Raw genomic sequence first — 25,269 nt, 5'->3', positions numbered from 1 at the left:
GTTGCTCCTAGTACGAGAGGACCGGAGTGAACGAACCTCTGGTGTTCCGGTTGTCACGCCAGTGGCATTGCCGGGTAGCTACGTTCGGACGGGATAACCGCTGAAAGCATCTAAGCGGGAAGCCCCCTTCAAGATGAGATCTCGCTGGGAACTTGATTCCCCTAAAGAGCCGTTTAAGACTAAGACGTTGATAGGCTGGGTGTGGAAGCGCTGCGAGGCGTTGAGCTAACCAGTACTAATTGCTCGTGAGGCTTGACCATATAACGCCAAAGGCGTGTGGGAAGCATGTTGTGATGCTGAATGAAGTAGGCATCACCGTAAGAGATAAAGTTACAGACTAGCGCTTGTTAACACAGACACAGACAAAAGATACCAACAGAAAACATTCATCAAATCCTCGTTGTGACAGTTTACGCTTGGCGACCATAGCGAAATGGAACCACCTGATCCCATCCCGAACTCAGCAGTGAAACGTTTTAGCGCCGATGGTAGTGTGGGGTTTCCCCATGTGAGAGTAGGTCATTGCCAAGCACCTAATAGAGAAACCCCGATCACGCTGTGATCGGGGTTTTTTTATAGCCGTGGAAAAGTAGTGAAAACTAGCAAGTTGAAAGCGGCTAATTACGGATAATTGATAGGAAATGGAGCGCTTATATCTTGGTAGTTTCCCTTTACACAGCAGTAAGTCATTGATTTTTGCACTTGCGTCATAAATTTATCAATATGGGGTCGGTTTCGTTTCCTGATATTGGATGTATTTGCTAAAGTAGCGCTCTGAACTAGTTGTTATTTGATTATTCTGCTCACGCGTACAAACGGCTAGGGCAGACGGGTTAGCTAGTGTGTCGGTTTTTATTGGTAGGTTAGGATTGCTGAATGGCAAATGTTTGTTTTCAGATGAAAGGCACCGCTGTGACGGCGGTTGTTATGGATCTATATGATTATTCACCGGATCAGTTTTTTGAGCAGTTAAAACAAAAAATTGATTCAGCTCCGCAATTTTTCAACGCATCTCCTCTTGTTCTCAACCTTGCTTCGTATGATGGTGAGCTTCAAGCCGAACAACTACATCAAGTTGTCGGTTCCTGTCGTGAGTTGGGGTTACAGCCGATTGCTTGTAAAGCGGTTGGCGGAAAGTTGGCGTCAACCGTCATGCGATTAGGGCTGGCGTCCTTACCCGCATCAAATGCCCGGGCAACTGAAATTCAGGTTGAGCCTGCTCAACGTGTGGATGAAAAAGCGGCTATTTTTCGCCCCAGTAAAGTTATTACCAAGCCGGTTCGCTCCGGACAGCAGGTGTATGCAGAAGGCGCTGATCTGATTTTAATGGCGGCGGTTAGCGAAGGTGCTGAGGTATTAGCGGATGGCCATATTCATGTTTACGCCCCGTTACGTGGGCGTGCTTTAGCGGGTGTTCAAGGCGATACAGATGCACGTATCTTCTGTCGTCAGATGGAAGCGGAGTTAGTCTCTATTGCTGGCTATTTTATATTGAATGATAAGCTGCGTGAGCAGTGCTGGAAACAAGCGGCACATGCATTTTTAGAAGGTGAATCCATTCAGGTTGCAGCGCTTTAGCCAGAGGCATTGTGCGGACGAATGGGTTGATCAAAACAGTTAATGAGGAATTCCAGTGGCTAAAATTATTGTAGTGACGTCCGGTAAGGGTGGCGTAGGTAAAACAACGACAAGTGCTGCAATCGCAACAGGCTTGGCGCTGCGTGGTTTTAAAACAGTCGTGATCGATTTTGATGTGGGTTTGCGTAATCTTGATTTAATCATGGGATGTGAGCGACGGGTTGTGTATGACTTTGTTAACGTGATTAAAAAGGAAGCCAGTTTAAATCAGGCGCTGATTAAAGATAAGCGTACCCCCGGTTTGTATATACTACCTGCATCGCAGACACGTGATAAAGATGCCTTATCTATGGAAGGCGTACAGACCGTGTTAAATGATCTGTCTGAAGACTTTGAATATATCATTTGTGATTCACCCGCAGGTATCGAGCAGGGCGCGCAGATGGCGTTGTATTTTGCAGATGAAGCCATTGTTGTCACTAACCCGGAAGTCTCCTCTGTACGTGACTCAGATCGTATCATTGGTATTTTGCAGAGCAAGTCTTTGAAGGCGGAGCAGGGTGGTTCAGTGAAGGAACATTTGCTACTGACCCGCTACAGTCCTGAGCGTGTCGCGGCTACTGAGATGCTAAGTGTTGCTGATGTTGAAGATATTCTGGCTGTACCTTTATTGGGTGTTATTCCGGAATCTGAGGCTGTATTAAAAGCGTCGAACCAAGGTGCTCCAGTTATTCTGGATCAGGAGTCTGAGGCTGGGCAGGCGTATCTTGATGCTGTATCGCGCTTGCTGGGCGAAGAAGTTGAACACCGCTTCCTTGAAGTGCAGAAAAAAGGATTCCTGAAGCGGCTACTGGGAGGCAAAAAGTGAGCATTTTCAATTACTTTTTAAAGAAGGAAAAAACGCGTTCAGCTTCGGTTGCTAAAGAGCGTTTGCAGATTATTGTTGCACACGAGCGTAATAAGCGTCTGCAGCCTGATTATCTGCCGCTGATGCAACAGGAGATCATTGATGTAATTCGCAAATATGTGAATATCGATTCGGATCAGGTCTCCGTGCAGTTGGATAACACTGATGATTGTTCCGTGTTGGAATTAAATATTACTTTGCCTGAGTAGTCCGCTAAGTCGTTAGCCTACAACCAAGGCGTGATTAGCGGATCTCTGATGATGTGTTAGGCGCCTTTTTTAACCCGGAGATGAGAGTGACTCAGTTTCGTCCTTGTATCGATCTGCATCAGGGGCAGGTTAAGCAAATAGTGGGTGGTAGTCTGAATGACCAGGGTGCTACCACTAACTTTGTCAGTGCTTATAATGCAGCACACTATGCACACCTATATCGTGAGCATAACCTTACTGGCGGGCATGTTATTGCGTTGGGTCCAGGGAATAAAGAACAAGCGTTACTGGCCCTGCAGAGCTGGCCCGGCGGGCTACAGTTTGGTGGTGGGGTCAATCACGAAAATGCTGCTGGATTTCTAAGGGCCGGAGCCTCGCATGTTATTGTGACCTCTTATCTGTTTGAACACGGGCGGTTCTCATGGGAGCGTCTGGAGAAGATTAAAGCGGAAACCGGAGTTCAGAAACTTGTGTTGGATCTGAGCTGTCGTCGCACAGAAAATGGATGGAATATAGCCACAGACCGCTGGCAGACTGTTACGGATACGGTGATTGATCTGCCGACCTTGCAAGAATTGGAAAAGCATTGCGCCGAGTTTTTGATCCATGCTGCTGATGTAGAGGGTTTGCAGGCGGGTATCGATCAGGATTTAGTGAAATTGTTAGGCGATATTACGACGATTCCTGTGACCTATGCCGGTGGTGCGCGCGCGCTGAAAGATCTTGCGTTGGTGCATCAGTTATCCGCAGGGAAGGTGGATTTAACGATTGGCAGTGCGCTGGATATTTTTGGTGGTAATGGTGTCACGCTTAATGAATGTATTGAATGGAATCAACATAACGGATAACAGTAGTTTTGATTTTTAAATATCAGACTAACTTGTTTTTCTGCAGAACACGATAGATCTTCTGGCTGGTCTTGGCGAGTTTATTGATATCTCCCAGGCCCGGCTTCTCCCCTTGCTTAAGTCTTTGCTCCCACTCCCCCAACTCCATGTCGAGAAAATCGATCAGTTTTTTAGAGCATCCTGTACAGATACCTGAACATAGCTCACTCATGGGTAGCTCAAAGGGAACGGTAAACCGAACCTCATTAATCAGGTTGTGCATTGCGGTTGTTGTGTCTGGCTTCATACTGTTATCCGCTGTTACTTATCGCGCTTATTTTAACGAGTTGGCTGCGGTAAACATTGATATAAAGCAGTTCAGTAAAATAGTTGGTAGTTTGCATTTTATTTGCTATTCCTTTCAGGAATCAAAAGTATAAAAAATATGAATTTGTATAATTTCTGATGCTCTATTAGGATAGCGTCATAATCAGGGGTGACTTAATAATAGCTAAGCTGTTGTGAGGTGCCCATACAACCGGATACAGGAGAGCTCTCTGATGGCGGGTAAAACATTATATGACAAATTATGGGATCAACATCTTGTTCGCCAGAGTGAAGATGGCAGCTCTTTAATCTATATCGATCGTCAGATTCTTCATGAAGTCACCTCGCCGCAGGCATTCGAAGGGCTGCGTCTTGCGGGTCGTAAATTGTGGCGTGTTGATGCCAATTTGGCTACGCCCGATCATAACGTGCCTACCACCGAGCGTTCAGGGGGCGTTGATCTGATCGTTGATCCGGTTTCGCGTATTCAGGTGAAAACACTGGATGATAACTGTGACGACTTCGGCGTTGTTGAGTTCAAAATGAACGATACACGTCAGGGTATTGTGCATGTTGTTGGCCCTGAGCAGGGTATGACATTGCCAGGTTCTACGGTGGTGTGCGGTGATTCTCATACGTCTACCCATGGCGCATTTGGTGCGTTAGCGCATGGTATCGGTACTTCCGAAGTTGAACACGTGATGGCAACTCAGTGCCTTATCGCCAAAAAAATGAAAAACATGTTGGTGCGTGTCGATGGTCCGCTAGGTGCTGGTGTCACAGCTAAAGATGTAGTGTTGCATATTATCGGTGTGATCGGTACGGCCGGTGGAAATGGTTGTGCCATTGAGTTTGGCGGCGACACGATTCACAACATCTCAATGGAAGGTCGAATGACCATCTGTAATATGGCCATCGAAGCGGGTGCTCGTGTCGGTATTGTTTCTGTAGATCAAACCACCATTGATTACTTTAAAGGCCGTCCGTTTTCACCTAAGGGTGAGCAGTGGGATGCAGCAGCAGTTGCCTGGAAAGAGCTTGTGTCTGATGATGATGCTGAGTTTGATCAGGTCGTTCAAATCCGGGCAGAAGATATTCTCCCTCAGGTGACTTGGGGAACATCGCCAGAGATGGTAGTAAATGTGGGTGCAACGGTGCCTAACCCAGATAAAGAATCTGATCCAACTAAAGCGGATGGTATTCGCCGCGCATTGAAATATATGGGATTAAAAGCCGATCAGAAGATTACAGATATTCAGTTGGATCGTGTCTTTATAGGTTCTTGTACAAACTCACGTATTGAAGATTTACGTGCAGCCGCCGAGGTGGTTAAAGGTCGTAAAGTGGCAGCCACTATCAAACAGGCACTGGTTGTGCCTGGCTCTGGTTTGGTGAAAGCGCAGGCGGAAAAAGAAGGCCTGGATAAAGTTTTCATTGAAGCAGGTTTAGAGTGGCGTGAGCCTGGTTGCTCAATGTGCTTGGCAATGAACCCCGATAAATTAGGTAATGGTGAGCACTGTGCTTCTACCAGTAACCGTAATTTTGAAGGGCGTCAGGGATTTGGTGGGCGAACTCATTTGGTAAGCCCTGCGATGGCAGCTGCAGCCGCTGTAACCGGACATTTCATTGATGTTCGTGAATTAATGGGCAGCTAAGGTAGCGTAAGCTTCAGCTAGAGGAAGAATAGAATGAAAAGTTTTACAAAGGTTACTGGTATCGCTGCACCGTTAGATCGTGCCAATGTCGATACGGATATGATTATTCCGAAGCAGTTTCTGAAATCGATTAAGCGTTCGGGTTTTGGTCCTAACCTGTTTGATGAATTACGTTATATGGATGAAGGTCAGCCTGATCAGGATTGTGCGGGTCGCCCTGTTAATCCTGACTTTGTATTAAATCAGGCGCGTTACCAAGGCGCCGCTGTATTGCTTGCGCGTGAAAACTTTGGTTGCGGTTCCAGCCGTGAGCATGCGCCGTGGGCGTTGGATGATTTCGGCATTCGCTGTGTGATAGCACCAAGTTTTGCAGATATTTTTTACAATAACTGCTTTAAGAATGGGTTGTTGCCTATCATCCTTAATGATGATCAAGTCGATCAGCTGTTTAACGAGGTTGACGCTACTGAAGGCTATCAGTTGACCGTAGATCTGGAGAAACAGCTCGTTATTACGCCTTCAGGTGCAACTTTTTCCTTTGAGGTAGACGGGTTTCGTAAGCACTGCTTACTGAATGGTCTGGATGATATAGGTTTAACCCTGCAGTATGCTGATGAAATCGCTGCTTATGAAGCTCGCCGTCGTCAGGAAACACCCTGGTTGTTTGATGCCATCAAATAACAAAATAGATATGTTAAGGATTTTAAGATGAGTAAAAATGTTCTGATTCTTCCTGGTGATGGCATCGGCCCTGAAATTGTTACACAGGCTAAGCGCGTATTAGAGCTGGTTAATTCACAGTTCTCATTAGATCTTGAATTCACAGAAGCATTGGTGGGCGGGGCGGCAATCGATGCCGATGGCGTTCCTTTACCAGCGTCTACACTCGAAGCGGCACAAAAAGCGGATGCAATCCTGTTAGGGGCTGTGGGTGGTCCTAAATGGGATACCAATCCTGATTTCCAGATTCGTCCGGAAAAAGGTTTATTGGGCATCCGCTCAAACCTTGGCTTATTTGGTAACCTGCGTCCGGCTATTCTATATCCACAATTGGCGCATGCATCATCGTTGAAACCTGAAATTGTATCGGGTTTGGATATTCTGATAGTACGCGAGTTGACTGGGGGGATCTATTTTGGTCAACCACGCGGTATCCGGGTTAAAGAAGGCGGTATTCGTGAAGGCTTTAATACCTACGTTTATGACGAAAATGAGATCCGCCGTATTGGTCGGGTAGCTTTTGAGGCCGCTCGTCAGCGAGGTAAGAAGTTGTGTTCAGTCGACAAGGCTAACGTACTTGAAGTGACTGTGTTATGGCGTGAGATCATGGAAGAGGTAGCGAAGGATTATCCAGATGTTGAACTGAGCCATATGTATGTTGATAACGCAGCGATGCAGTTAGTACGTGCGCCAAAACAGTTTGATGTTATGGTTACGGGTAATATGTTTGGTGATATTCTTTCGGATGCTGCTGCTATGCTAACCGGGTCTATCGGCATGTTGCCATCGGCATCTTTGGATGTGAATGGTAAAGGCATGTATGAGCCATGTCATGGTTCTGCACCGGATATTGCTGGTCAGGGTAAAGCAAACCCATTGGCAACGATTCTTTCAGTCGCTATGATGTTACGTTACTCGTTGGATGCTGGCGAAGCTGCAGACAAAATTGAAGCGGCCGTTAGTCAGGTGCTTGATCAGAATCTGCGCACTGCCGATATTATGTCGGAGGGTATGACCGCTGTCAGCACATCACAAATGGGTGATGCGGTTGTGGCTGCTCTTAAAGGCTAATGTTCGTTAGTTTCTGAACAGCACATAATATGCCGTTAGTCGGATTCTTCGGAAGCCGGCTTTTATGTTTTTGTACTATGTACTTTTTTTTAATTGGGGATACCAATGAAACGTGTAGGTTTTGTCGGTTGGCGTGGAATGGTTGGTTCTGTGCTGATGCAACGCATGATGGAAGAGCGTGATTTCGATCACATCGAAGAGCCCGTCTTTTTTACCACTTCTCAGGTTGGCGAAGCGGGCCCGGATATTGGTAAATCGATTCCGGCACTGAAAGATGCCATGGATATTGAAGCACTGAAGACCATGGACGCGATTATTTCTTGTCAGGGCGGGGACTACACGAAAGAGGTGTTCTCAAAGCTGCGTGAGTCCGGTTGGAAAGGTTACTGGATCGATGCAGCATCCACATTGCGAATGGATGATGACAGTATCATTATTCTTGATCCTGTAAACCGAAAAGTAATTGATAAAGGCCTGGCGGCGGGTGTTAAAAACTTTGTCGGCGGAAACTGCACGGTTTCCTTGATGTTAATGGGATTGGGCGGTCTGTTTAAAGCCGGTCATATTGAGTGGTTGACTTCCATGACCTATCAGGCCGCATCCGGAGGCGGTGCCCGTCACATGCGCGAGCTAATCAGTCAGATGGGTGTTATCCATAACTCTGTAGCGGGTCAACTGGATGTCAACGGTGCAATTCTGGATATCGATAAGCGAGTCGCTGAGACGATTCGTAGTTCGGACATGCCGGTTGATAATTTCGGTGTTCCACTGGCGGGTAGTTTGATTCCATGGATCGACGTTGCGCTGGAAAATGGACAAAGCAAAGAAGAGTGGAAAGGGTTTGTTGAGACGAACAAAATTCTGGGTCGCTCTGATAGCCCTATTCCAATTGATGGAACTTGTGTGCGTATCGGTGCCATGCGTTGTCATAGTCAAGCCTTCACCATTAAGTTGAAGCAGAACGTACCCCTGGATGAAATTGAGTCGATGATCGCTGAAGCGAATGACTGGGTAAAAGTTATTCCGAATTCGCGCGATATTACTGCTTCTGAGCTGACACCAGCTAAAGTTACAGGTACTCTGAGCGTCCCGGTAGGCCGTCTGCGTAAGATGAAAATGGGTGGCCAGTACCTGAATGCTTTCAGTGTCGGTGATCAGTTACTCTGGGGTGCGGCTGAGCCGTTGCGTCGTATGCTGCGGATTTTGATTGAACGGGCCTGATAAGCAGTTCATATAGTTTTCAATAGCCCGACACTGTTCGGGCTATTTTGTTTTTGAGGGTATGATGGAAAGAACGTTTAATGTCGTTGTTGTTGGTGCAACCGGATTGGTTGGCGAAAATATACTGAGCATTTTGGAAGAGCGCAGTTTTCCTGTCGGTGACTTATATCTGTTGGCTAGTGAGCAAAGCGAAGCTACAAAAATATCGTTTAAGGGGCATAGCGTAACAGTGCAGAGTGTTGTTGATTTTGACTTTAGTCAGGCACAAATTGCCTTTTTCTGTGCGCCAGAAGAAGTGTCTGCTCAATATGCGCCTATCGCTGCTGATGCTGGCTGTGTTGTTATTGACTCGAGTGCTGCATTTCGCAATGATCCGGATGTTCCGCTTGTTATTCCAGAAGTTAATGCATATCGACTTGCCGATTTTTCCATCAGGCATATTGTTAGTACACCTGATGGTATGACGACTCAGATGTTGATGGTTTTAGCGCCGATTCATAGAGCCGTAGGTATCGAGTTAATTACGGTCTCCACCTATCAGGCCGTATCTGGTTCAGGAAAAAAAGGTGTTGAAGAGCTGGCAAAACAAACCGCACAGCTGTTGAATGCGCGTGAAATAGAATCGCAGGTTTACAAGAAGCAAATAGCGTTTAATAACATACCCCAGGTAGGTGCTTTTTTGGAAAATGGTTATACCCGGGATGAAATGGGGATTGTCTGGGATACGCAAAAAGTGCTGGATGATACCTCCATTAGAGTAAATCCGACGTGTGTCCGGGTGCCGGTGTTTTTTGGTCATGGCGAATCTGTTGGTATAGAGACGCAGGCCTATATCAGCGCTGATGAAGTCACTGATATTTTACAGGCATCAGAAGGGATTGAGGTTGTTGATAAAGGCGATGAAATGGATATTGCAACGTCAGTCACGGATGCTGCAGGAAGTGATGCTGTGTTTGTAAGCAGGATTAGGGAAGATTTAAATGGACATCAGGGTATAAGTTTTTGGATCACGGCCGATAACGTTCGAAAGGGCTCTGCTTTAAATGTAGTTCAGATCGCAGAGTTGCTGATTAATGACTATCTGTAGGCATTAATCAGCATATTAATCGCTAAAAAAAGAATAATTAGGCAAATTTCACGCTTATTTGCCCAGTTTCTTGACCGATTGCTACTTATTAACAATACTTTGAACAAATATCGGATCGGCAACCTGCTGATTATGCAAGAAATAATCAGTAGGTAACTTAAGGAATATAAAATGCTGCGCAAACTTACTTTGAGTCTGGCTGTTGCAGGTGCTCTTGTATCGACACAGGCTAATGCGTTAGGGCTTGGTGATATCAAGATAAAATCGGCTTTAAATGAGCCGCTGAATGCAGAAATTCAGTTGCACCAGATACGTGATTTGAATCCATTGCAGATCCGTCCCAGGATGGCTGATCAAGATGAGTTCGCGCTGGCTGGGATGAGTCAGCAAAGGGCGCTGTCTGATATCCGTTTCCAGGTGAAAGTGAGTCCCAATGGTAGTGGCGTAATAGTACTCACCTCGCGGGAGCCGGTAAAAGAGCCGTTTATCAACTTTTTAGTTGAAGTGAATTGGCCTAGCGGGCGCTTGGTGCGTGAATATACACTGTTGCTTGATCCTCCGGTATTTGATCCGGCTCCAACGCAGAGGCTTGTCGAGCCCGCTGTATCGGCTCCTGTACAGACACGTTCAAACGTGCAGGCCGCTGCGCCGGTTGCACGTAGTACTTCCGGTGTATCGAATATCCGTACGCGTATGGATAAAAAAACTCAGACGTATGTGGATGTTAAAGATACGCTTTGGGGCTTGGCTATTGAGAATCGTGTAGCGCCGGATATTTCGTCATACCAGATGATGGTCGCGATGCATCAGAAAAACCCGCAAGCCTTTCTCGATGGAAATATTAATAACTTAAAAGCGGGTGTGGTGCTTAACCTTCCAACAGAAGCCGAAGCGAGGGCTGTTTCATCACAGGCGGCTGCAGCAGAAGTTCATAGACAAACATCATTGTGGAAGCAGCAAAAATCTCCGGTTACCGATAAAGCACCAATAGACGGAACAAAAAAAAGTTTAAAGAGTGACGCCGCAAAATCTGAAGAAGCAGATGAAGCTGACAAAGGGCAGCTGAAAGTAGTAACACCTGCAGAGTCAGTTGATAAGGATGATGCGGCGTTAAGCGATCAGAATAATCAGGCGGATGATCCTGAAAAACAAACGTTGATTGAAAAAAATGAACGGTTAGAAAATCAGCTGGCTGTTTCTTCTGAATCGCTAGATCGTCTGGAAAGAGATAATGTCGATCTAAATGATAAATTAGATGCTATTCAGCAGCAGCTTGATTCCTTGCAGCGACTAATCGAACTGAAAGATCAGCAGTTGGCGGCATTGCAAAATCAAGTTAATCAACCAGCAGTCCCTGTTGAACCACCGCCTCCGGTCGCTGAAAAAAGCTTGTTGAATCAGATACTACAGACCCCTGAGTACTTGGCTGGTATTGGTGGTGGACTTATCGCAGCCTTGGTTGGTTTAGGGCTGATACTGCGTCGTAAGAAAAAAACCGAAGATGCGGTTGAAGAGGAAGAGTTTTTCTCTCCGGTTATTGATGAAAAGTCGGACAATAAAGTTGCTGTGTCGGAAAAAACATCTGATGATCTTGCAGCAGCAGCAGCAGCAGCAGCAGCAGCAGCAGCAGCAGCAGCAGCAGCAGTATCACAGGAAGATACTGATACCCTTGCCGCCAGTGATTTTGATCTGGACGATGATATTGATGATCTGAACTTAGATATGGATCTGGATCTGGATGAGTCATTTGATAGTGATCTTGAGGCTATCGATATAGATGATGTTGCAGAACCTTCCGTAGCGACTTCTGAAAAAAAGGTCATCGACGAGCCGGATGAAGACGACTTGCTAGGCTCGATTTTAGGTGAGCAAGACGAAATTGAGGATGATGAGTTTGATCTGGGGCTGGATGAGTTGTCAGAGCTGAAAAATGCTGATGATACCGCTCTTGAGATGCCAGACGAAAATGAATCGGTTGATTTGGATGAAGAGTTTGAATTAGATGATTTGTCCGATGAGACAGTAGAAGCAGACACAGCGCTTGATGAGCTTTTGGCCGACGATAGCGATGAGCTTGGTACGCTGGATAAGTCCCGGGGTGCTAACGAACACTCGGGTATGGATATGGTTGATCCTATTTCAGATCTATCAGATGCTGAAGATACCCTGGAGTCGCTGGGGTTGGGCTCGTTCGAAGAGAGTCCTGTTGTTTCTGATGCGGCAGAGGTATCTGCTGTTGCTGAGAAAGTATCCTCGGCAGATGATGACGAGCTTGAGTTTAATCTGACAGAAGAAAAGCCCTCAGAACTGAGTAAGGACCTGAGTGATCTTGAAGCTGATCTTGATGGTCTTGATTTTGATCTGGATAATCTTGGTGATGAGCAGCCTACAGTTGCGACTGACGTAGCCGACAATGAAGATGATCTGGACTTTGAAACTGATCTGATGGCAGATCTGGATTCGCTCTTAGCTGACGACATCACGCCTGAAGATGAGCCACTGAGTGACCTGAATGTTAGTGAAAATGAAGATGCGCTGACTCCTGAAACACTTGTTGCTGACGAGCTTGCTACTGAAGAGTTTGGTTTAGAGGATGCGCTTGATTTAGACGACGCGCTTGATTTAGAAGAATCGCTTGATGCAGCAGATGTCGTTGAAAACATTGTTGAGTCTCCCGCTGAAGTTGCGGAGTTATTGGAAGACCCTGTTGGGCTTGATCTGGATGTAGAAACAACGCCTGAGCCAGAAGAAGAAACAATGGATTTGGCAGGTTTCGATCTTGATGACCTTGATCTTGAAGGCGAAGAAAACGAACTGCCAGGCACGCCTTCGGATGAAGAAGTTACGCGGGAATTAACCTCTAATATTGAGCATGATCTTGATGCAGAGCTGGATGGCGAGCTGGATGCATTACTGAACAGCACAGATAACGATATTGCTTTGGAAGAAACGTCATCTGAAGAAGATCATTCTCTGGATGCTTTAGGCTTTTTGGACGGTGCTGATGAAGTTGAAACAAAACTGGATTTAGCCAGGGCTTATATTGATATGGATGATGTCGAGGGTGCCAGAGATATTCTTGAAGAGATTGCTCAGGAAGGGAGTGATGCCCAGAAAGAGGAAGCTCAGGAGTTGCTGGAGGGGCTTGCTTGATTCGTGAAATAGAGTCATTGAATAATGAAAAAGGGGCGACTTCGGTCGCCCTTTATCGGTATGCGCTGTGTGTAGAGTATGCGGGTGCCCGATATAACGGTTGGCAAATTCAGAAGAACGATGAAGTGCCTACTGTACAGGGGCATGTGCAGAAAGCGTTGTCTGTTGTAGCCAACGAGCCGGTAGCGGTTGTGTGTGCTGGCAGGACTGATGCGGGTGTAAATGGTACCTATCAAATAATTCATTTCGATAGCCATGCAAAACGTGAAAACCGGGCGTGGGTGCTGGGCGGAAACACTAATTTGCCGGATGATATTGCTATACGTTGGGCGGTACCGGTTGATGATACATTCCATGCTAGGTTTAGCGCACTTGAACGTCGCTATCGTTATCTAATATACAGTCACAAAGTTAAGCCGGCACTGTTGACGAAAGGTATTACCTGGACATACAAGCCGTTGAATATCGAGAAAATGAAATTGGCCGCTACCTATCTGGTAGGAAAGCATGATTTTTCTTCATATCGTGCTGTGGCATGCCAGGCCAGTAGCCCTGTTCGTGATGTTAAGGAGTTGAATGTCTATCAGTCTGGTGACTTGATCGTGATCGATGTCCGGGCGAATGCTTTTTTACATCATATGATCAGGAATATAGCGGGTGTGCTGATGACAATCGGTGCAGGCGAAGCTTTGCCTGTCTGGGCTAAAGAAGTACTGGAGGCGAAAAACCGTTGTGCCGGTGGTATCACTGCGCCGTCTGCGGGCCTCTATTTTGTTGATGTGAAATATCCAGATACTTATTCACTACCAAAATCTGAACTCGGGCCTTACTTCGTTAATATAACTGGCTAACGTTGAGCTGTTAGTTCTGTTAGAATCGCTTCTTTGTCTAATCATGTATCGATTTAATCATGGCAGTACGCGTAAAAATTTGCGGGATCACTCGTAGCCTGGATGCTCATTTAGCTGTTAGGGCAGGGGCGCATTCATTGGGTTTCGTTTTTTATGAGCCAAGCCCGCGTTATGTCGAGCCTGCTGTGGCTGCTGAAATAATCTCTGGTTTGTCGCCGTTTATTACCTCCACTGCGCTTTTTGTGGATGCGGACCCCGATGTTGTTAGGGATATTATTTTACTGACAAAGGTTGATCTGCTTCAATTTCATGGAAACGAATCGCCTGAGTATTGCGAGCAGTTTGGCAGGCCTTACATTAAAGCGTTACGCATGAAACCGGATATGGATCTGATTCAGCAAGTGGGTTGTTATTCATCAGCGCGAGGTATATTGCTTGATGCTTATAAACCCGGCGTTCCCGGCGGAACCGGAGAGTCATTTGAGTGGTCGCGAATACCTGTTTCAATGCGCTCATCTATAGTGCTTGCTGGTGGTTTATCTGCTGAGAATGTTGCGCAGGCAATAGAACAAGTAGCTCCTTATGCTGTTGATGTCAGCGGAGGGGTGGAAGCATCTGCGGGTCTTAAAGACGCGAATAAAATTAAATGTTTTTTTGAAGAGGTGGCACGTGCCAATAATAACTGATCCGGCTGCTCTAATGCAGCTGCCTGATGAGCGAGGCCACTTTGGTCCTTACGGTGGTCGTTTTGTATCTGAAACCTTGATGGGAGCACTTCAGGACCTGGAAAAGGTCTATGAGCAGCTATCTAAAGATGCAGAATTCCAAAAAGAGTTTGATCGTGATTTAGCTCACTATGTGGGCCGTCCATCACCCCTCTATTTTGCCGAACGCCTGACAAAACAGGTCGGCGGCGCAAAAATTTACCTAAAACGCGAAGACCTGAATCACACCGGTGCGCATAAAATCAATAATACAATTGGGCAGGCTTTACTGGCTAAGTTTATGGGTAAGCCTCGTATTATTGCTGAAACGGGTGCCGGGCAGCATGGTGTTGCCTCTGCTACTGTAGCAGCACGTTTAGGGCTTGAGTGTAAAGTTTATATGGGGGTTGATGATGTGCATCGTCAATCGCTTAATGTGTATCGTATGAAGCTGCTGGGCGCAGAAGTTGTCGCCGTTGAGTCAGGCACTCGCACATTAAAAGATGCGATGAACGAAGCGATGCGCGATTGGGTCACCAATGTTGATAATACGTTTTATATTATCGGTACCGCGGCAGGTCCACATCCTTATCCGAAGCTGGTACGTGATTTTCAGTGTGTGATTGGACGCGAAGCTCGTCAGCAGTGTATGCAACATGAAGGTCGTTTGCCGGATGTGCTGGTTGCCTGCGTGGGTGGTGGTTCTAATGCGATTGGTTTATTTCATCCGTTTATCGAAGATAGCAGTGTTCGCATGATTGGTGTTGAAGCGGGCGGCTATGGCATTGAAACCGGACAGCACGCTGCGCCGCTGTGCGCCGGTCGTCCGGGTGTGCTGCACGGAAACAGAAGCTATTTGATGTCTGATGATGCGGGGCAGATTATGGGTACGCATTCTGTGTCTGCAGGTCTTGATTATCCAGGTGTCGGTCCTGAACATGCGTGGTTGAAGGACTCTGGACGGGCTGAATATGCTTCTGTCACAGATGAAGAGGCGTTAAGTGCCTTTCGAATGCTCACCCGCGTTGAGGGTATCATGCCTGCTTTAGAGTCAAGTCATGCTGTTGCTCATGCAATTAAAGTCGCTAAAGAGATGGATAAGGATCAGATTGTACTGGTTAACTTGTCGGGTCGTGGTGATAAAGATATTCATACCGTTGCTGGTATTGATGGTATTGAGCTTTAAATCACTAAGGAGATTTTGAAGATGGGTCGTATTAATCAAAGTTTCGAATCTCTGAAAGCGGTGGGTCGTAAGGCGTTGATCCCTTACATTACCGCAGGAGATCCACAACTAACGGTCACTGTACCGTTGATGCATGCCATGGTTGAGGCGGGCGCTGATATTATTGAATTAGGTGTGCCTTTTTCTGATCCTATGGCGGATGGGCCGGTTATTCAGTTGGCTTGTGAGCGTGCATTGAGTCACGGTACACGCTTAGTTGATGTATTAGATATGGTGAAAGAGTTTCGTAGTAAAGACGCGACAACACCGGTTGTGCTGATGGGATACCTTAATCCTATTGAAGCGCTTGGTTACGAAAATTTTGCACACAAAGCAAGTGAGGCAGGAGTGGACGGTGTTCTGACGGTGGATTTGCCACCAGAAGAGTCTGTTGAGTTTGCTGCTATCATGAAAAAATATGCGCTAGATGTGATTTATCTATTGGCTCCAACGACTGATGAAAGCCGTATTGAGCAAGTCTGTGAATATGGCTCTGGTTATGTTTATTACGTATCAGTTAAAGGTGTTACGGGTTCTGCAGCGCTGGATGTTAATGAAGTAGCCAGTAAGCTTGAAGTGATACGCCGTCATACAAGTATGCCCGTCGGTGTCGGTTTCGGGATTCGCGATGGTGCTTCTGCAGCGGCGGTCTCTAAAATTGCTGATGGCGTTATCGTGGGTAGTGTGCTGGTGAATGCGATTGCTGAAAAAGCAGATCAGCCTGAAGAGATTGCTATTGATGTCGCGGCTATCCTTGCACAAATGCGTAGTGCGATGGACGCTTGAGAATAACGAATTATCAAATGGGATTTAGATAAGCATGAGTAATTGGTTAGACAAAATTGTTCCCTCGCTCGTACGTTCAGAGAACAAAAGAGCGAGCGTCCCTGAAGGTCTTTGGAAGAAGTGTCCTAAGTGTGAAGCGGTATTGTATCTTCCTGAGTTAGAAAAAAACCTCAATGTTTGCACTAAGTGTGATCATCACATGCGTCTGGCGGCCCGTCAGCGCTTGGAGTCCTTTCTGGATAAAGGCTCGTTTACCGAGCTGGCAGCGGAAGTGGAGCCGGTAGATCGGCTTAAGTTTCGCGATACCAAAAAATATAAAGATCGTTTATCGGCGGCTCAAAAAGAAACCGGTGAAAAAGATGCGCTGGTAGCTATGCAGGGTAAGCTTCAAGAGATGCCTGTCGTGGCGGTTGCATTTGACTTCCGCTTTATGGGTGGATCGATGGGGGCGGTAGTTGGTGAGCGCTTTGTTCGTGCCGTCAACGTTGCGCTGGAAAAGAAGATCCCGTTGGTCTGCTTTTCAGCATCCGGTGGTGCGCGTATGCAGGAAGCGTTAATCTCCTTGATGCAAATGGCTAAAACCAGTGCGGCATTAGAGAAAATGCGTCAGGCGGGTATTCCGTATATTTCGGTACTGACCGATCCTGTTTATGGTGGTGTTTCTGCCAGTTTGGCGATGCTGGGAGATCTGAACATCGCTGAGCCTAAAGCGCTGGTGGGCTTTGCTGGCCCGCGTGTTATCGAGCAAACCGTGCGAGAGAAATTACCTGAAGGGTTTCAGCGTGCTGAGTTCCTATTGGAGCATGGTCAGGTGGATATGATTGTTTCCCGGCTTGAAATGCGTCAGCGTTTGCATTCGATTCTTTCAATGTTTACGCATCGCTTTGCTGTCCCGGCTGAAGTTGAGGCGGCAGTTGTTCAGGTCGACGCCAAGAGCAAAGTTCAGGCAAGTGATAAGCAGGCGCCTACTCAGCCGATAAAAGACTCGGATGTCTGATAGGTGGTTTGAGGCCGGTGAACGCCGGCCTTTCTTTTGGTAAGCAGTGTTAATGAATAGATCAGAATTTACACTTGAACAATGGTTAGGCTGGATGGAAAAAAATCATCCGGTTGCAATTGATTTGGGGCTTGGGCGGGTACAACAAGTATTCACCAGGTTGGATCTGGATTTTCGACAGGTGTGCGTCATTACCGTCGCTGGCACAAACGGTAAAGGCTCAACCGTGTCGATGCTTGATGCTATTTATCGTCAGGCGGGTTATAAAACAGCGTGTTATACCTCACCGCATTTACAAATATATAACGAACGCGTCCGTCTGAATGGTGGATTAGTCACTGATCAGCAGCTTGTTTCTGCATTTTCTGCCGTAGATCAGGCCTGTGGTGATATTTCACTAACCTACTTTGAGATGGGGACATTAGCGGCGTTGTGGTTGATTGCTGAGCAGCAACCGGATGTGGCCATACTGGAAGTGGGTTTAGGTGGGCGTTTGGATGCGATTAACGTTCTGGATGCTGATGTGGCCGTTATTACGACGATTGATATCGATCATGTTGACTGGCTGGGCGATGACCGTGAAAAAATCGGCTGGGAAAAAGCGGGTATTTTCAGAAAAGAGAAGCCTGCCGTTTGTGGTGAATTGAAACCACCCGCTTCAATTGCTGAGTATGCCAGGGAGCTTGGCTGTGAGTTGCGCCAAGTGAACCAGTCCTATGAGTATCATATTAAGAACGACAGACGCTGGTCTTGGGAAGGCCGTGACCTGCAGGGCAATATTGTTTCATTTTCAGATCTTCCGTTACCACAACTACCTGTGCAGAATGCAGCCACGGCTATTCAGGCGGTTTTGCTTTCAGGTTTGCTGTGCTCGCCAGAAAGTATGGCCGCGGGTTTGCAGACTGCCTATGTCGCCGGTCGCATGGAGCAAGTCGCATATCAGGGGCGTCTGTTTATTCTCGATGTTGCGCATAATCCACAATCGGCCGCTTATTTGGCAGACCAGTTAAAACAAGCTGAAGCTGACGGCGTTGTCCTGATCTTGGGTATGCTGGCTGATAAAGATTGTGCTTCAGTTATGCAATCATTGGCGGCGGTTGTTACATCCTGGCATCTGGTGACATTGGATGTGCCAAGGGGGCAGACGGCTGAACAGCTAAGGGCATATCTGCCCCAGATGAATCAAGCAAGCGTGATGTGCCATGCCAGCGTCGATGCGGCGATCAGTCATCTCATTTTAGCGGATCTTCCTACCAGCAAAAAAATTGTAGTAGCGGGTTCTTTTTATACAGTGGGTGATGCTTACCGTGTTCTTAAAAGAGAAGTGGATTAATGGAAGATAGTGTGAAACGACGGCTATTAGGTTTATCTGTACTCGCTATTGCTGCTGCCTTGCTTTTCCCTTTGTTTCTTACGGGTGAAGGGTATCGTGAGCGCCATCTGGAAAGTCGTATCCCGGTTGCGCCGGCCATGCCGGACATTGTTGAGATTCAACCTGAGTCTGCCTTGCTGCCCGATACTTCTGAATATCCAGAGGCTGTTGCGCTACCTGAAAAAGTCATCGTTTTGGTTGAAAATCAACCGGATGAACAAAAAGTAGCGCAAGAGAAACGACCTGTTGTCAGCACTGATAACGATAGGCCTCAACTGGATGAGCAAAATGTCCCGGTTGCCTGGACGCTTCAGTTGGCAAGCTTTAAAGATGAGTCAAATGCTCGTGCATTGCGAAATAAGTTGGTTGAGGCTGGCCATAAAGTCTATACACGAAAAAATGCGGATCTCTTTAAAGTGTATGTTGGACCGGATATGTCACGTGATCGACTGGATCAGTTAAAGGAATCGCTGAAGCGGGATTATGGTGTGGATGGAATAATTTTCAGATTCACGACTCAGTGATTGGGTTCACCTTTGCCCTCTGTTAGAATGCGCGCAAACTCGATAGGTAGAAATAAATGAATTGGGCCGACTGGGCAATCTTGGGTATTGTCGGAATTTCAGGGCTTTTCAGCATTAAGCGGGGCTTCGTCAGAGAAGCGTTATCCTTGCTTACTTGGGTCACTGCTTTTGTTATCGCCCGGTTGTTTACTGATGCGTTAGCTACTGTCTTGGCTGATTACATTCAGACACCATCTTTTCGTATTGGGTCTGCGTTTGCAATACTCTTTATAATGACCCTCATTGTAGGGGCGTTGGTGAGTAACTTGGTTAGCTTGTTAGTACAGGCAACCGGTTTAAGTGGTACCGACAGAATATTAGGTATGGGCTTCGGGCTGGCGCGTGGTGCACTGGTAGTTGTCGTGCTTGTTGCTTTGCTGGGAGGGACTCCGGCTGTACAAGATGCCTGGTGGCAGGGATCACAGTTGATTCCTCATTTTGTTTTGATGGAAGCATGGTCCAGAGACGTTGCCACGGAAGTGGGGCAATTGATCTGGAACGCAGGACGTTAAAATAAGCGTTTAGATACGAGAGAGGCCTGATGGCAGCTCAAACAGCTTTTTCTGATCCCCTTGAGGTAGTTTAAATGTGCGGTATTGTTGGGCTTGTAGCCAAATCACTTGTTAATCAGACAATCTTTGATGCGTTAACTGTGCTTCAGCATCGTGGGCAGGATGCCGCAGGTATGGTGACCTGTGAAGGTAACCGGTTTTTTCTACGGAAAGATAACGGCTTGGTTAATGAAGTGTTTCGTACTCGTCATATGAAACGACTGATGGGTAATGTCGGTATCGGCCATGTCCGGTATCCAACCGCCGGTAGTTCCAGTGCTGCAGAAGCGCAGCCATTTTATGTGAATTCACCTTACGGTATTGCACTGGCGCATAATGGCAATCTAACCAATGCTGATGAGCTGGTTGAACAGATGTTTCGTGAAGATCTGCGTCATATCAACACTACCTCCGATTCAGAAGTGTTGTTGAATGTTTTTGCGCATGAGTTGCAGCATCAGAGAAAGTTAAAGCCGGAGCCTGCAGATATTTTTGAAGCAGTGTCTAAGGTGCATAAACGTGTCAAGGGTGGCTATGCCGTCGTCGCTGTTATTACCGGTTATGGTGTGTTGGCTTTTCGGGATCCTCATGGTATTCGTCCTCTTATTTATGGTACGCGTTCAACACCCGAGGGTGAAGAATGTATGGTTGCTTCTGAAAGTGTAGCGCTGGATATTGCCGGATTTACGCGTGTTCGTGATATCGAGCCGGGAGAGGCTATCTTCATTGACATGGACGGTAACGTTTTTACCCGTCAATGTGCAGAAAAGATTGAATTGACACCCTGTTTGTTTGAGTTTGTTTATTTGGCGCGCCCTGATTCAATTATCGATAATGTTAATGTACATCAGGCGCGTATGCGCATGGGTGTGAAGCTTGCCGAAAAAGTCACAAGTATTTTCCCTGATCATGACATTGATGTGATTATGCCTATACCGGATACCAGCCGAACATCTGCACTGGAAATGGCTAAGCACCTTAATGTTACTTTCCGGGAAGGGTTTATCAAGAATCGTTATATCGGCCGTACATTTATTATGCCGGGTCAGACGCAGCGCACTAATTCAGTACGTCGCAAGCTGAATCCGATTGAGCTTGAGTTTAAGGATAAGGTTGTGATGCTGGTCGATGATTCGATTGTACGCGGAACAACTTCCAAGCAGATCGTTCAGATGGCAAGAGATGTAGGGGCGCGTAAGGTTTATTTTGCGTCAGCTGCGCCTCCGGTTCGCTTTCCTAATGTTTATGGTATTGATATGCCTTCGCCTGAAGAGTTTATTGCACATAATCGTAGCCGTGATGAGATAGGTGAAGCCATTGGCGCTGACTGGATGTTGTTCCAGGAACTGGATGATTTGAAGGAGTCAGTCGCTGCAGGCAACACTGACAAAATTAATAATTTCGATTCGTCAGTTTTCGATGGCTACTATGTGACAGGCGATATCGATTCTGCGTACTTAGACCGTCTCAATCAGAAACGTAAAGATGCTGCTAAGGTAGTCCCGGAAACTGTTGATCACGAAGACGAAGCGCCTGCTGACCTTCATACAGAAATATCATAAGGGGATACTGATAATGGCAAAACCAGGCTTTGAGCGGGAGCAGCGTATACAGTTTACGTTGGCTGAAGCAGGTCTTTCTACACTAGCTATCAGAGCGGGCCAAACCCGCACAGCTGAAGGCGAGCATAGCGACGCTATTTTTCCGACTTCCAGTTTTGTTTATTCCTCCGCACGAGAAGCGGCGGCGCGCTTTAGCGGTGATGAAGAGGGGAATATCTATTCTCGCTTTACTAACCCGACGGTGCATGCCTTTGAAAAACGTATGGCTGCTCTGGAAGGTGCTGAGCGTGCTGTTGCTACCTCATCAGGTATGGCCGCTATTTTGAGCATTGGTCTGGCCTTGTTGCAGCAGGGAGACCATGTTGTCTGTTCGCGCAGTGTTTTTGGTTCTACTATCTCACTATTTGAAAAATATCTGAGTCGTGCGGGTATCAGTACGACATTTGTAGATCCTAAGGACCTGCATGCGTGGGAAGCGGCTATTCAGGCTAACACCCGTTTGCTATTTTTGGAAACGCCATCAAATCCACTGGGTGAACTGACAGATATTAAAGCAGTAGCGGCTATAGCGCATAAACACGATGCCTGGCTCGCCGTGGATAACTGTTTTTTAACACCTGTATTTCAACGTCCTTTGCTATTAGGAGCTGACATCGTTATTCATTCAGCAACCAAGTATCTTGATGGACAAGGGCGATGTGTGGGTGGGGTTGTTGTGGGTTCGGATACGCTCATGGAAGAGATCTATGGATTTATCCGCACGGGTGGTGCGTGTATGAGCCCGTTCAATGCATGGGTTTTCCATAAAGGGCTCGAAACACTGAAGATCCGTATGGAAGCACATGAGCGTAATGCTATGGAGATGGCAATCTGGCTGCAACAACAGCCGGGTATTGAAAAGGTCTATTATACAGGTCTTGAAAGTCATGCTCAGCATGCGTTGGCAATCCAGCAGCAAAATGGGTTTGGTGGTGTACTGTCATTTGAAGTGAGCGGAGACCAGGATGCTGCCTGGCGCTTTATTGACGCCACGCAGATGGTGTCGATAACCGCTAATCTTGGCGATGTGAAGTCGACTATCACGCATCCTGCAACCACGACTCATGGGCGCATGACGCCAGAAGCGCGAGCAGAAGCCGGTATTAAGCCTAACCTGGTTCGTTTGTCAGTCGGGCATGAAGATATCGAGGATATTCGTGCCGATATGCAACTCGGGTTAAATGCGCTCTGATTATTCAGATTGAGCGGAGTAGATCGCTTCGATACGATGCAGTGAGCCGGAAGGACGCCGCCAGCTGCTTTTTAGATTGAAGTGATCTACCGTAAAGCTCAATGTTTCGAATGTCCTGCGGTTTTCTAAAACATTTAAAACCAGATGCTCTTCATTTTTCCGAATATACGCCAGTGTAATATGAGGTTTAAACGGCCTCCCTTCAAAGCCCATATCAATCTTATCCAGTGCATCAAGTATCTGTTTATGAAGTTGTGTTATCTGGTCTTCAGGTGTCACGCCTAGCCAAATATCACCACTACGAAAGCTGCCAAATCGATCGCAATGTAGCGTGAAAGGATCGAAGTTGATTGTTTCCAGTTGGCGGTTTAAGTGTGGTAGCCATTTTTTTTGCACCTTGCCTAAAAACGCTAAGGTGATATGCAATCTTTCCGGTGGTGTCCAGCTGACGCCGTGGAAATTACAATAGAGCTGAGAAATCTGTTGTTGCACGGTGTCGGGTATGTCTATCGCGATAAAAAGACGCATCCGAGATCCCTCAATTTTTATAGTGATTAAAGCATAAACATGAACGCCACTAAAGTGAATACACAGACAGGTAAAATCATTCTCGCTCCGATGGAGGGCGTAGTTGATGCGACTATGCGCCATCTTATCAGCCGTTTAGGCGGGGTGGATCTGTGTGTGACAGAGTTTATCCGCATTACAGGCTATGTGTTGCCTGAAAAGGAGTTTCTTAAATCTGCACCTGAACTAGCAACTCAGGGTCGCACTGCCGCGGGTATTCCTGTTGTTATTCAACTGCTTGGCAGCGAGCCAGAACTGTTGGCCATGAATGCTGAGCGTGCTGCGCAGATGGGTGCGCCTGCCATTGATCTTAACTTTGGTTGTCCATCCAAAACAGTCAACAAACACCGTGGTGGTGCCGTCTTGCTGGATGAGCCAGATATCATTCATGACATCGTAAGAGCGGTACGGCAGGCCGTGCCGGCTAATATCCCGGTGACGGCGAAAATGCGCCTCGGCAACCTGGATAAATCCCTGGCGATAGATAATGCCTTGGCTATTCAGGAAGCGGGGGCCAATAGTCTGGCTGTGCATGCGCGTACAAAAGTAGAAGGTTATAAACCACCGGCGCACTGGGAGTGGATCGGGCGCATAAAAGAGCGGGTCGACCTGCCTGTTGTCGCCAATGGGGAAGTATGGAACTGTGAAGATTATCAGCGTTGCCGTGAACTCAGTGGGTGTGATGATGTGATGATTGGCCGGGGTCTGATTGCCAGGCCCGAGTTAGGCTTAATGATTAAAAGTTTCCAGTTAGGGCAAAGCTCAGAAGGAGAGGCATGGTCAAAAATCATCCTGCTGTTGCTCGAGTATTTTGATTTTGTAGAACAGAAATTGCCACCTAAATATGTTCATGGTCGTATTAAACAGTGGCTACATATGATGCGTCCGCAACGTGGTGAAGCTGAAAAACTTTTCTTTGAAGTTAAAACTATCAACGATTTGAATGACCTGCGCTCTATTCTGGAGCGCGAACTTTAACTTTTGATTATTAGGCAGGATTGAGTCTTAAATAGGTCACCTTTTAAGCCGGGTTGATGCGCACTGCTCTGCGTTTGGCGCCCCAGTCGCCGGGCTGATCCTCAAAAATACCCGGGATAGGCGTCTGACACTTTTCACACTTTCCATCTCGAATATGCCATTCGCCGAGTTCATACCAGTCGCGTTCAATTAACAGGGCATGACACTGATGACAGTAGGTGGAGCTCGCTTCAGCATGGTGTACATTGCCTATGTATACGTATCTGATATCGTTTGCTAAGGCTATCTTGCGTGCTCTTAATAAAGTAGATGTTGGGGTTGGAGGGGTGTTTTGCATTTTCCAATCAGGGTGAAACGCCGAAAAGTGTAACGGTACATCCGGCCCTAAGTTATTTCGAATCCATTGGGATAATGCTTCTATCTCTTTATCGGAGTCATTTTCACCGGGAATTAATAGTGTAGTGATCTCAAACCAGAGCGTTGTCTCGTGTTTGAGATAGAGTAAGGTATCGAGCACCGTGCTGAGTTGGCCGCCGCAGATATGTTGGTAAAAGCGTTCGGTGAAGGCTTTCAGGTCGACATTGGCGGCATCAAAAGATGAGAAAAAGCGCGGGCGGGCGATGTCGGAAATGTAACCGGCTGTTACCGCAACACTTTTTATATTGGCTGCTCTGCAGGCAGTGGCAACATCTTCAGCATATTCGAGAAAAATAACCGGATCATTATAGGTAAAGGCGATTGAGCGGCACCCATATTGCTGAGCAGTTAATGCGAGTTGTTCAGCTGAAGCCTGGTCGCAAAGCCGGTCCATATCTCTGGCTTTACTCATATCCCAGTTTTGGCAGAATTTACAGGTGAGATTACAACCCGCCGTACCAAAGGAAAGCACCGCGGATCCCGGCAAGAAGTGATTGAGTGGTTTCTTTTCGATAGGATCAATACAAAAACCACTGGAGCGTCCATACGTGTGTAACTTCATTTGCCCGTTTTCATTTCCACGGACGTAACAAACCCCTCTTTGCCCCTCTTTCAAAGAGCAGTGATGAGGGCAAAGATCACACTGAATACGTTTCGCATCCAGTCGATGCCAGAAAAGAGTTTCCTGATGATCTGGATTCATAAGTCCC

The 25,269-nt window shown here is 46.8% G+C and carries 24 protein-coding genes and 2 rRNA genes; 23 read left to right on the top strand and 3 right to left on the bottom strand.

Annotated elements, in window-relative coordinates:
* From BM099_RS16990 to hisA, 6 genes are all read left to right on the top strand, one after another.
* Positions 1-260 (top strand): 23S ribosomal RNA (locus tag BM099_RS16990); the annotation flags it as partial.
* Between the two features lie 155 nt (positions 261-415).
* Positions 416-531 (top strand): 5S ribosomal RNA (rrf, locus tag BM099_RS16985).
* A 345-nt stretch (positions 532-876) separates the two neighbouring features.
* The gene (gene minC / locus BM099_RS16980) at positions 877-1,578 is read left to right on the top strand and encodes a septum site-determining protein MinC (protein WP_090729701.1); all 702 of its coding nucleotides are present in this window, start codon (positions 877-879) and stop codon (positions 1,576-1,578) included.
* A gap of 55 nt (positions 1,579-1,633) precedes the next feature.
* Positions 1,634-2,446: a septum site-determining protein MinD gene (gene minD / locus BM099_RS16975; RefSeq protein WP_090729699.1), complete on the top strand. Its 813-nt coding sequence runs from the start codon at positions 1,634-1,636 to the stop codon at positions 2,444-2,446.
* Positions 2,443-2,694, top strand: a complete 252-nt coding sequence (gene minE / locus BM099_RS16970) for a cell division topological specificity factor MinE (protein WP_090729697.1) — start codon at positions 2,443-2,445, stop codon at positions 2,692-2,694. The genes minD and minE overlap by 4 nt, the downstream gene beginning before the upstream one ends.
* Before the next feature lie 86 nt (positions 2,695-2,780).
* Positions 2,781-3,542 (top strand): phosphoribosylformimino-5-aminoimidazole carboxamide ribotide isomerase, encoded by a 762-nt coding sequence (gene hisA, locus BM099_RS16965; RefSeq protein ID WP_090729695.1) that lies wholly within the window; start codon positions 2,781-2,783, stop codon positions 3,540-3,542.
* Between the two features lie 22 nt (positions 3,543-3,564).
* Here the strand turns inward: hisA and BM099_RS16960 are convergent, their stop codons facing one another.
* Positions 3,565-3,828, bottom strand: coding sequence for a hypothetical protein (locus BM099_RS16960; protein WP_090729693.1), 264 nt, complete (start codon positions 3,826-3,828; stop codon positions 3,565-3,567).
* Between the two features lie 253 nt (positions 3,829-4,081).
* Between BM099_RS16960 and leuC the strand changes: the two genes are divergently transcribed.
* The 16 genes from leuC to BM099_RS16880 all read left to right on the top strand — a co-directional run bounded on the left by leuC (position 4,082) and on the right by BM099_RS16880 (position 22,597).
* Positions 4,082-5,503, top strand: coding sequence for a 3-isopropylmalate dehydratase large subunit (gene leuC / locus BM099_RS16955; RefSeq protein WP_090729689.1), 1,422 nt, complete (start codon positions 4,082-4,084; stop codon positions 5,501-5,503).
* Positions 5,504-5,536: 33 nt separating this feature from the next.
* The gene (gene leuD / locus BM099_RS16950; RefSeq protein WP_090729686.1) at positions 5,537-6,184 is read left to right on the top strand and encodes a 3-isopropylmalate dehydratase small subunit; all 648 of its coding nucleotides are present in this window, start codon (positions 5,537-5,539) and stop codon (positions 6,182-6,184) included.
* Between the two features lie 27 nt (positions 6,185-6,211).
* The gene (gene leuB / locus BM099_RS16945; protein WP_090729683.1) at positions 6,212-7,294 is read left to right on the top strand and encodes a 3-isopropylmalate dehydrogenase; all 1,083 of its coding nucleotides are present in this window, start codon (positions 6,212-6,214) and stop codon (positions 7,292-7,294) included.
* A 105-nt stretch (positions 7,295-7,399) separates the two neighbouring features.
* A complete protein-coding gene (asd, locus tag BM099_RS16940) occupies positions 7,400-8,515 on the top strand; it encodes an aspartate-semialdehyde dehydrogenase (RefSeq protein ID WP_090729681.1) in 1,116 nt (371 codons plus the stop codon).
* Between the two features lie 64 nt (positions 8,516-8,579).
* Positions 8,580-9,602, top strand: a complete 1,023-nt coding sequence (locus BM099_RS16935; RefSeq protein WP_090729676.1) for an aspartate-semialdehyde dehydrogenase — start codon at positions 8,580-8,582, stop codon at positions 9,600-9,602.
* 171 nt (positions 9,603-9,773) lie between these two features.
* Complete coding sequence (locus tag BM099_RS16930) at positions 9,774-12,755, top strand: motility hub landmark protein FimV (RefSeq protein WP_090729674.1); 2,982 nt, start codon at positions 9,774-9,776, stop codon at positions 12,753-12,755.
* A complete protein-coding gene (gene truA / locus BM099_RS16925; RefSeq protein ID WP_232349123.1) occupies positions 12,752-13,606 on the top strand; it encodes a tRNA pseudouridine(38-40) synthase TruA in 855 nt (284 codons plus the stop codon). The genes BM099_RS16930 and truA overlap by 4 nt, the downstream gene beginning before the upstream one ends.
* A gap of 59 nt (positions 13,607-13,665) precedes the next feature.
* Complete coding sequence (locus BM099_RS16920; protein ID WP_090729672.1) at positions 13,666-14,292, top strand: phosphoribosylanthranilate isomerase; 627 nt, start codon at positions 13,666-13,668, stop codon at positions 14,290-14,292.
* A gap of 13 nt (positions 14,293-14,305) precedes the next feature.
* Positions 14,306-15,496, top strand: coding sequence for a tryptophan synthase subunit beta (gene trpB, locus BM099_RS16915; RefSeq protein WP_090729669.1), 1,191 nt, complete (start codon positions 14,306-14,308; stop codon positions 15,494-15,496).
* A 21-nt stretch (positions 15,497-15,517) separates the two neighbouring features.
* Entirely contained in the window at positions 15,518-16,321 is an 804-nt protein-coding gene (gene trpA / locus BM099_RS16910; protein ID WP_090729667.1) for a tryptophan synthase subunit alpha, read from the top strand.
* Between the two features lie 34 nt (positions 16,322-16,355).
* Positions 16,356-17,318: an acetyl-CoA carboxylase, carboxyltransferase subunit beta gene (accD, locus tag BM099_RS16905; RefSeq protein ID WP_090729665.1), complete on the top strand. Its 963-nt coding sequence runs from the start codon at positions 16,356-16,358 to the stop codon at positions 17,316-17,318.
* A gap of 52 nt (positions 17,319-17,370) precedes the next feature.
* Positions 17,371-18,651, top strand: coding sequence for a bifunctional tetrahydrofolate synthase/dihydrofolate synthase (gene folC / locus BM099_RS16900; RefSeq protein WP_090729662.1), 1,281 nt, complete (start codon positions 17,371-17,373; stop codon positions 18,649-18,651).
* A gap of 11 nt (positions 18,652-18,662) precedes the next feature.
* Entirely contained in the window at positions 18,663-19,214 is a 552-nt protein-coding gene (locus BM099_RS16895) for an SPOR domain-containing protein (protein WP_244889953.1), read from the top strand.
* A 56-nt stretch (positions 19,215-19,270) separates the two neighbouring features.
* Positions 19,271-19,765, top strand: coding sequence for a CvpA family protein (locus BM099_RS16890; RefSeq protein ID WP_090729658.1), 495 nt, complete (start codon positions 19,271-19,273; stop codon positions 19,763-19,765).
* A gap of 74 nt (positions 19,766-19,839) precedes the next feature.
* Positions 19,840-21,366 carry an amidophosphoribosyltransferase gene (gene purF, locus BM099_RS16885; protein WP_090729656.1) on the top strand — a complete coding sequence of 509 codons (1,527 nt, stop codon included), beginning with the start codon at positions 19,840-19,842 and terminating at the stop codon, positions 21,364-21,366.
* A gap of 13 nt (positions 21,367-21,379) precedes the next feature.
* Positions 21,380-22,597, top strand: coding sequence for an O-succinylhomoserine sulfhydrylase (locus BM099_RS16880; RefSeq protein ID WP_090729654.1), 1,218 nt, complete (start codon positions 21,380-21,382; stop codon positions 22,595-22,597).
* Here BM099_RS16880 and thpR read toward each other — a convergent pair whose 3' ends face one another.
* A complete protein-coding gene (gene thpR / locus BM099_RS16875) occupies positions 22,598-23,125 on the bottom strand; it encodes an RNA 2',3'-cyclic phosphodiesterase (protein ID WP_177201218.1) in 528 nt (175 codons plus the stop codon).
* Between the two features lie 39 nt (positions 23,126-23,164).
* On the opposite strand from thpR, the gene BM099_RS16870 reads away from it, so the two are divergent.
* Positions 23,165-24,142 (top strand): tRNA dihydrouridine synthase, encoded by a 978-nt coding sequence (locus tag BM099_RS16870; RefSeq protein ID WP_177201217.1) that lies wholly within the window; start codon positions 23,165-23,167, stop codon positions 24,140-24,142.
* 43 nt (positions 24,143-24,185) lie between these two features.
* Here BM099_RS16870 and amrS read toward each other — a convergent pair whose 3' ends face one another.
* A complete protein-coding gene (gene amrS, locus BM099_RS16865) occupies positions 24,186-25,262 on the bottom strand; it encodes an AmmeMemoRadiSam system radical SAM enzyme (protein ID WP_090729715.1) in 1,077 nt (358 codons plus the stop codon).
* Between the last annotated feature and the right edge of the window lie 7 nt (positions 25,263-25,269).

Origin of the sequence: Neptunomonas qingdaonensis (assembly GCF_900113275.1) — a bacterium.
GTDB classification, from domain to species: domain Bacteria; phylum Pseudomonadota; class Gammaproteobacteria; order Pseudomonadales; family Balneatricaceae; genus Neptunomonas; species Neptunomonas qingdaonensis.
Note: the sequence above shows the minus strand (reverse complement) of the source record. Positions and strands in the feature narration are given on the sequence as shown.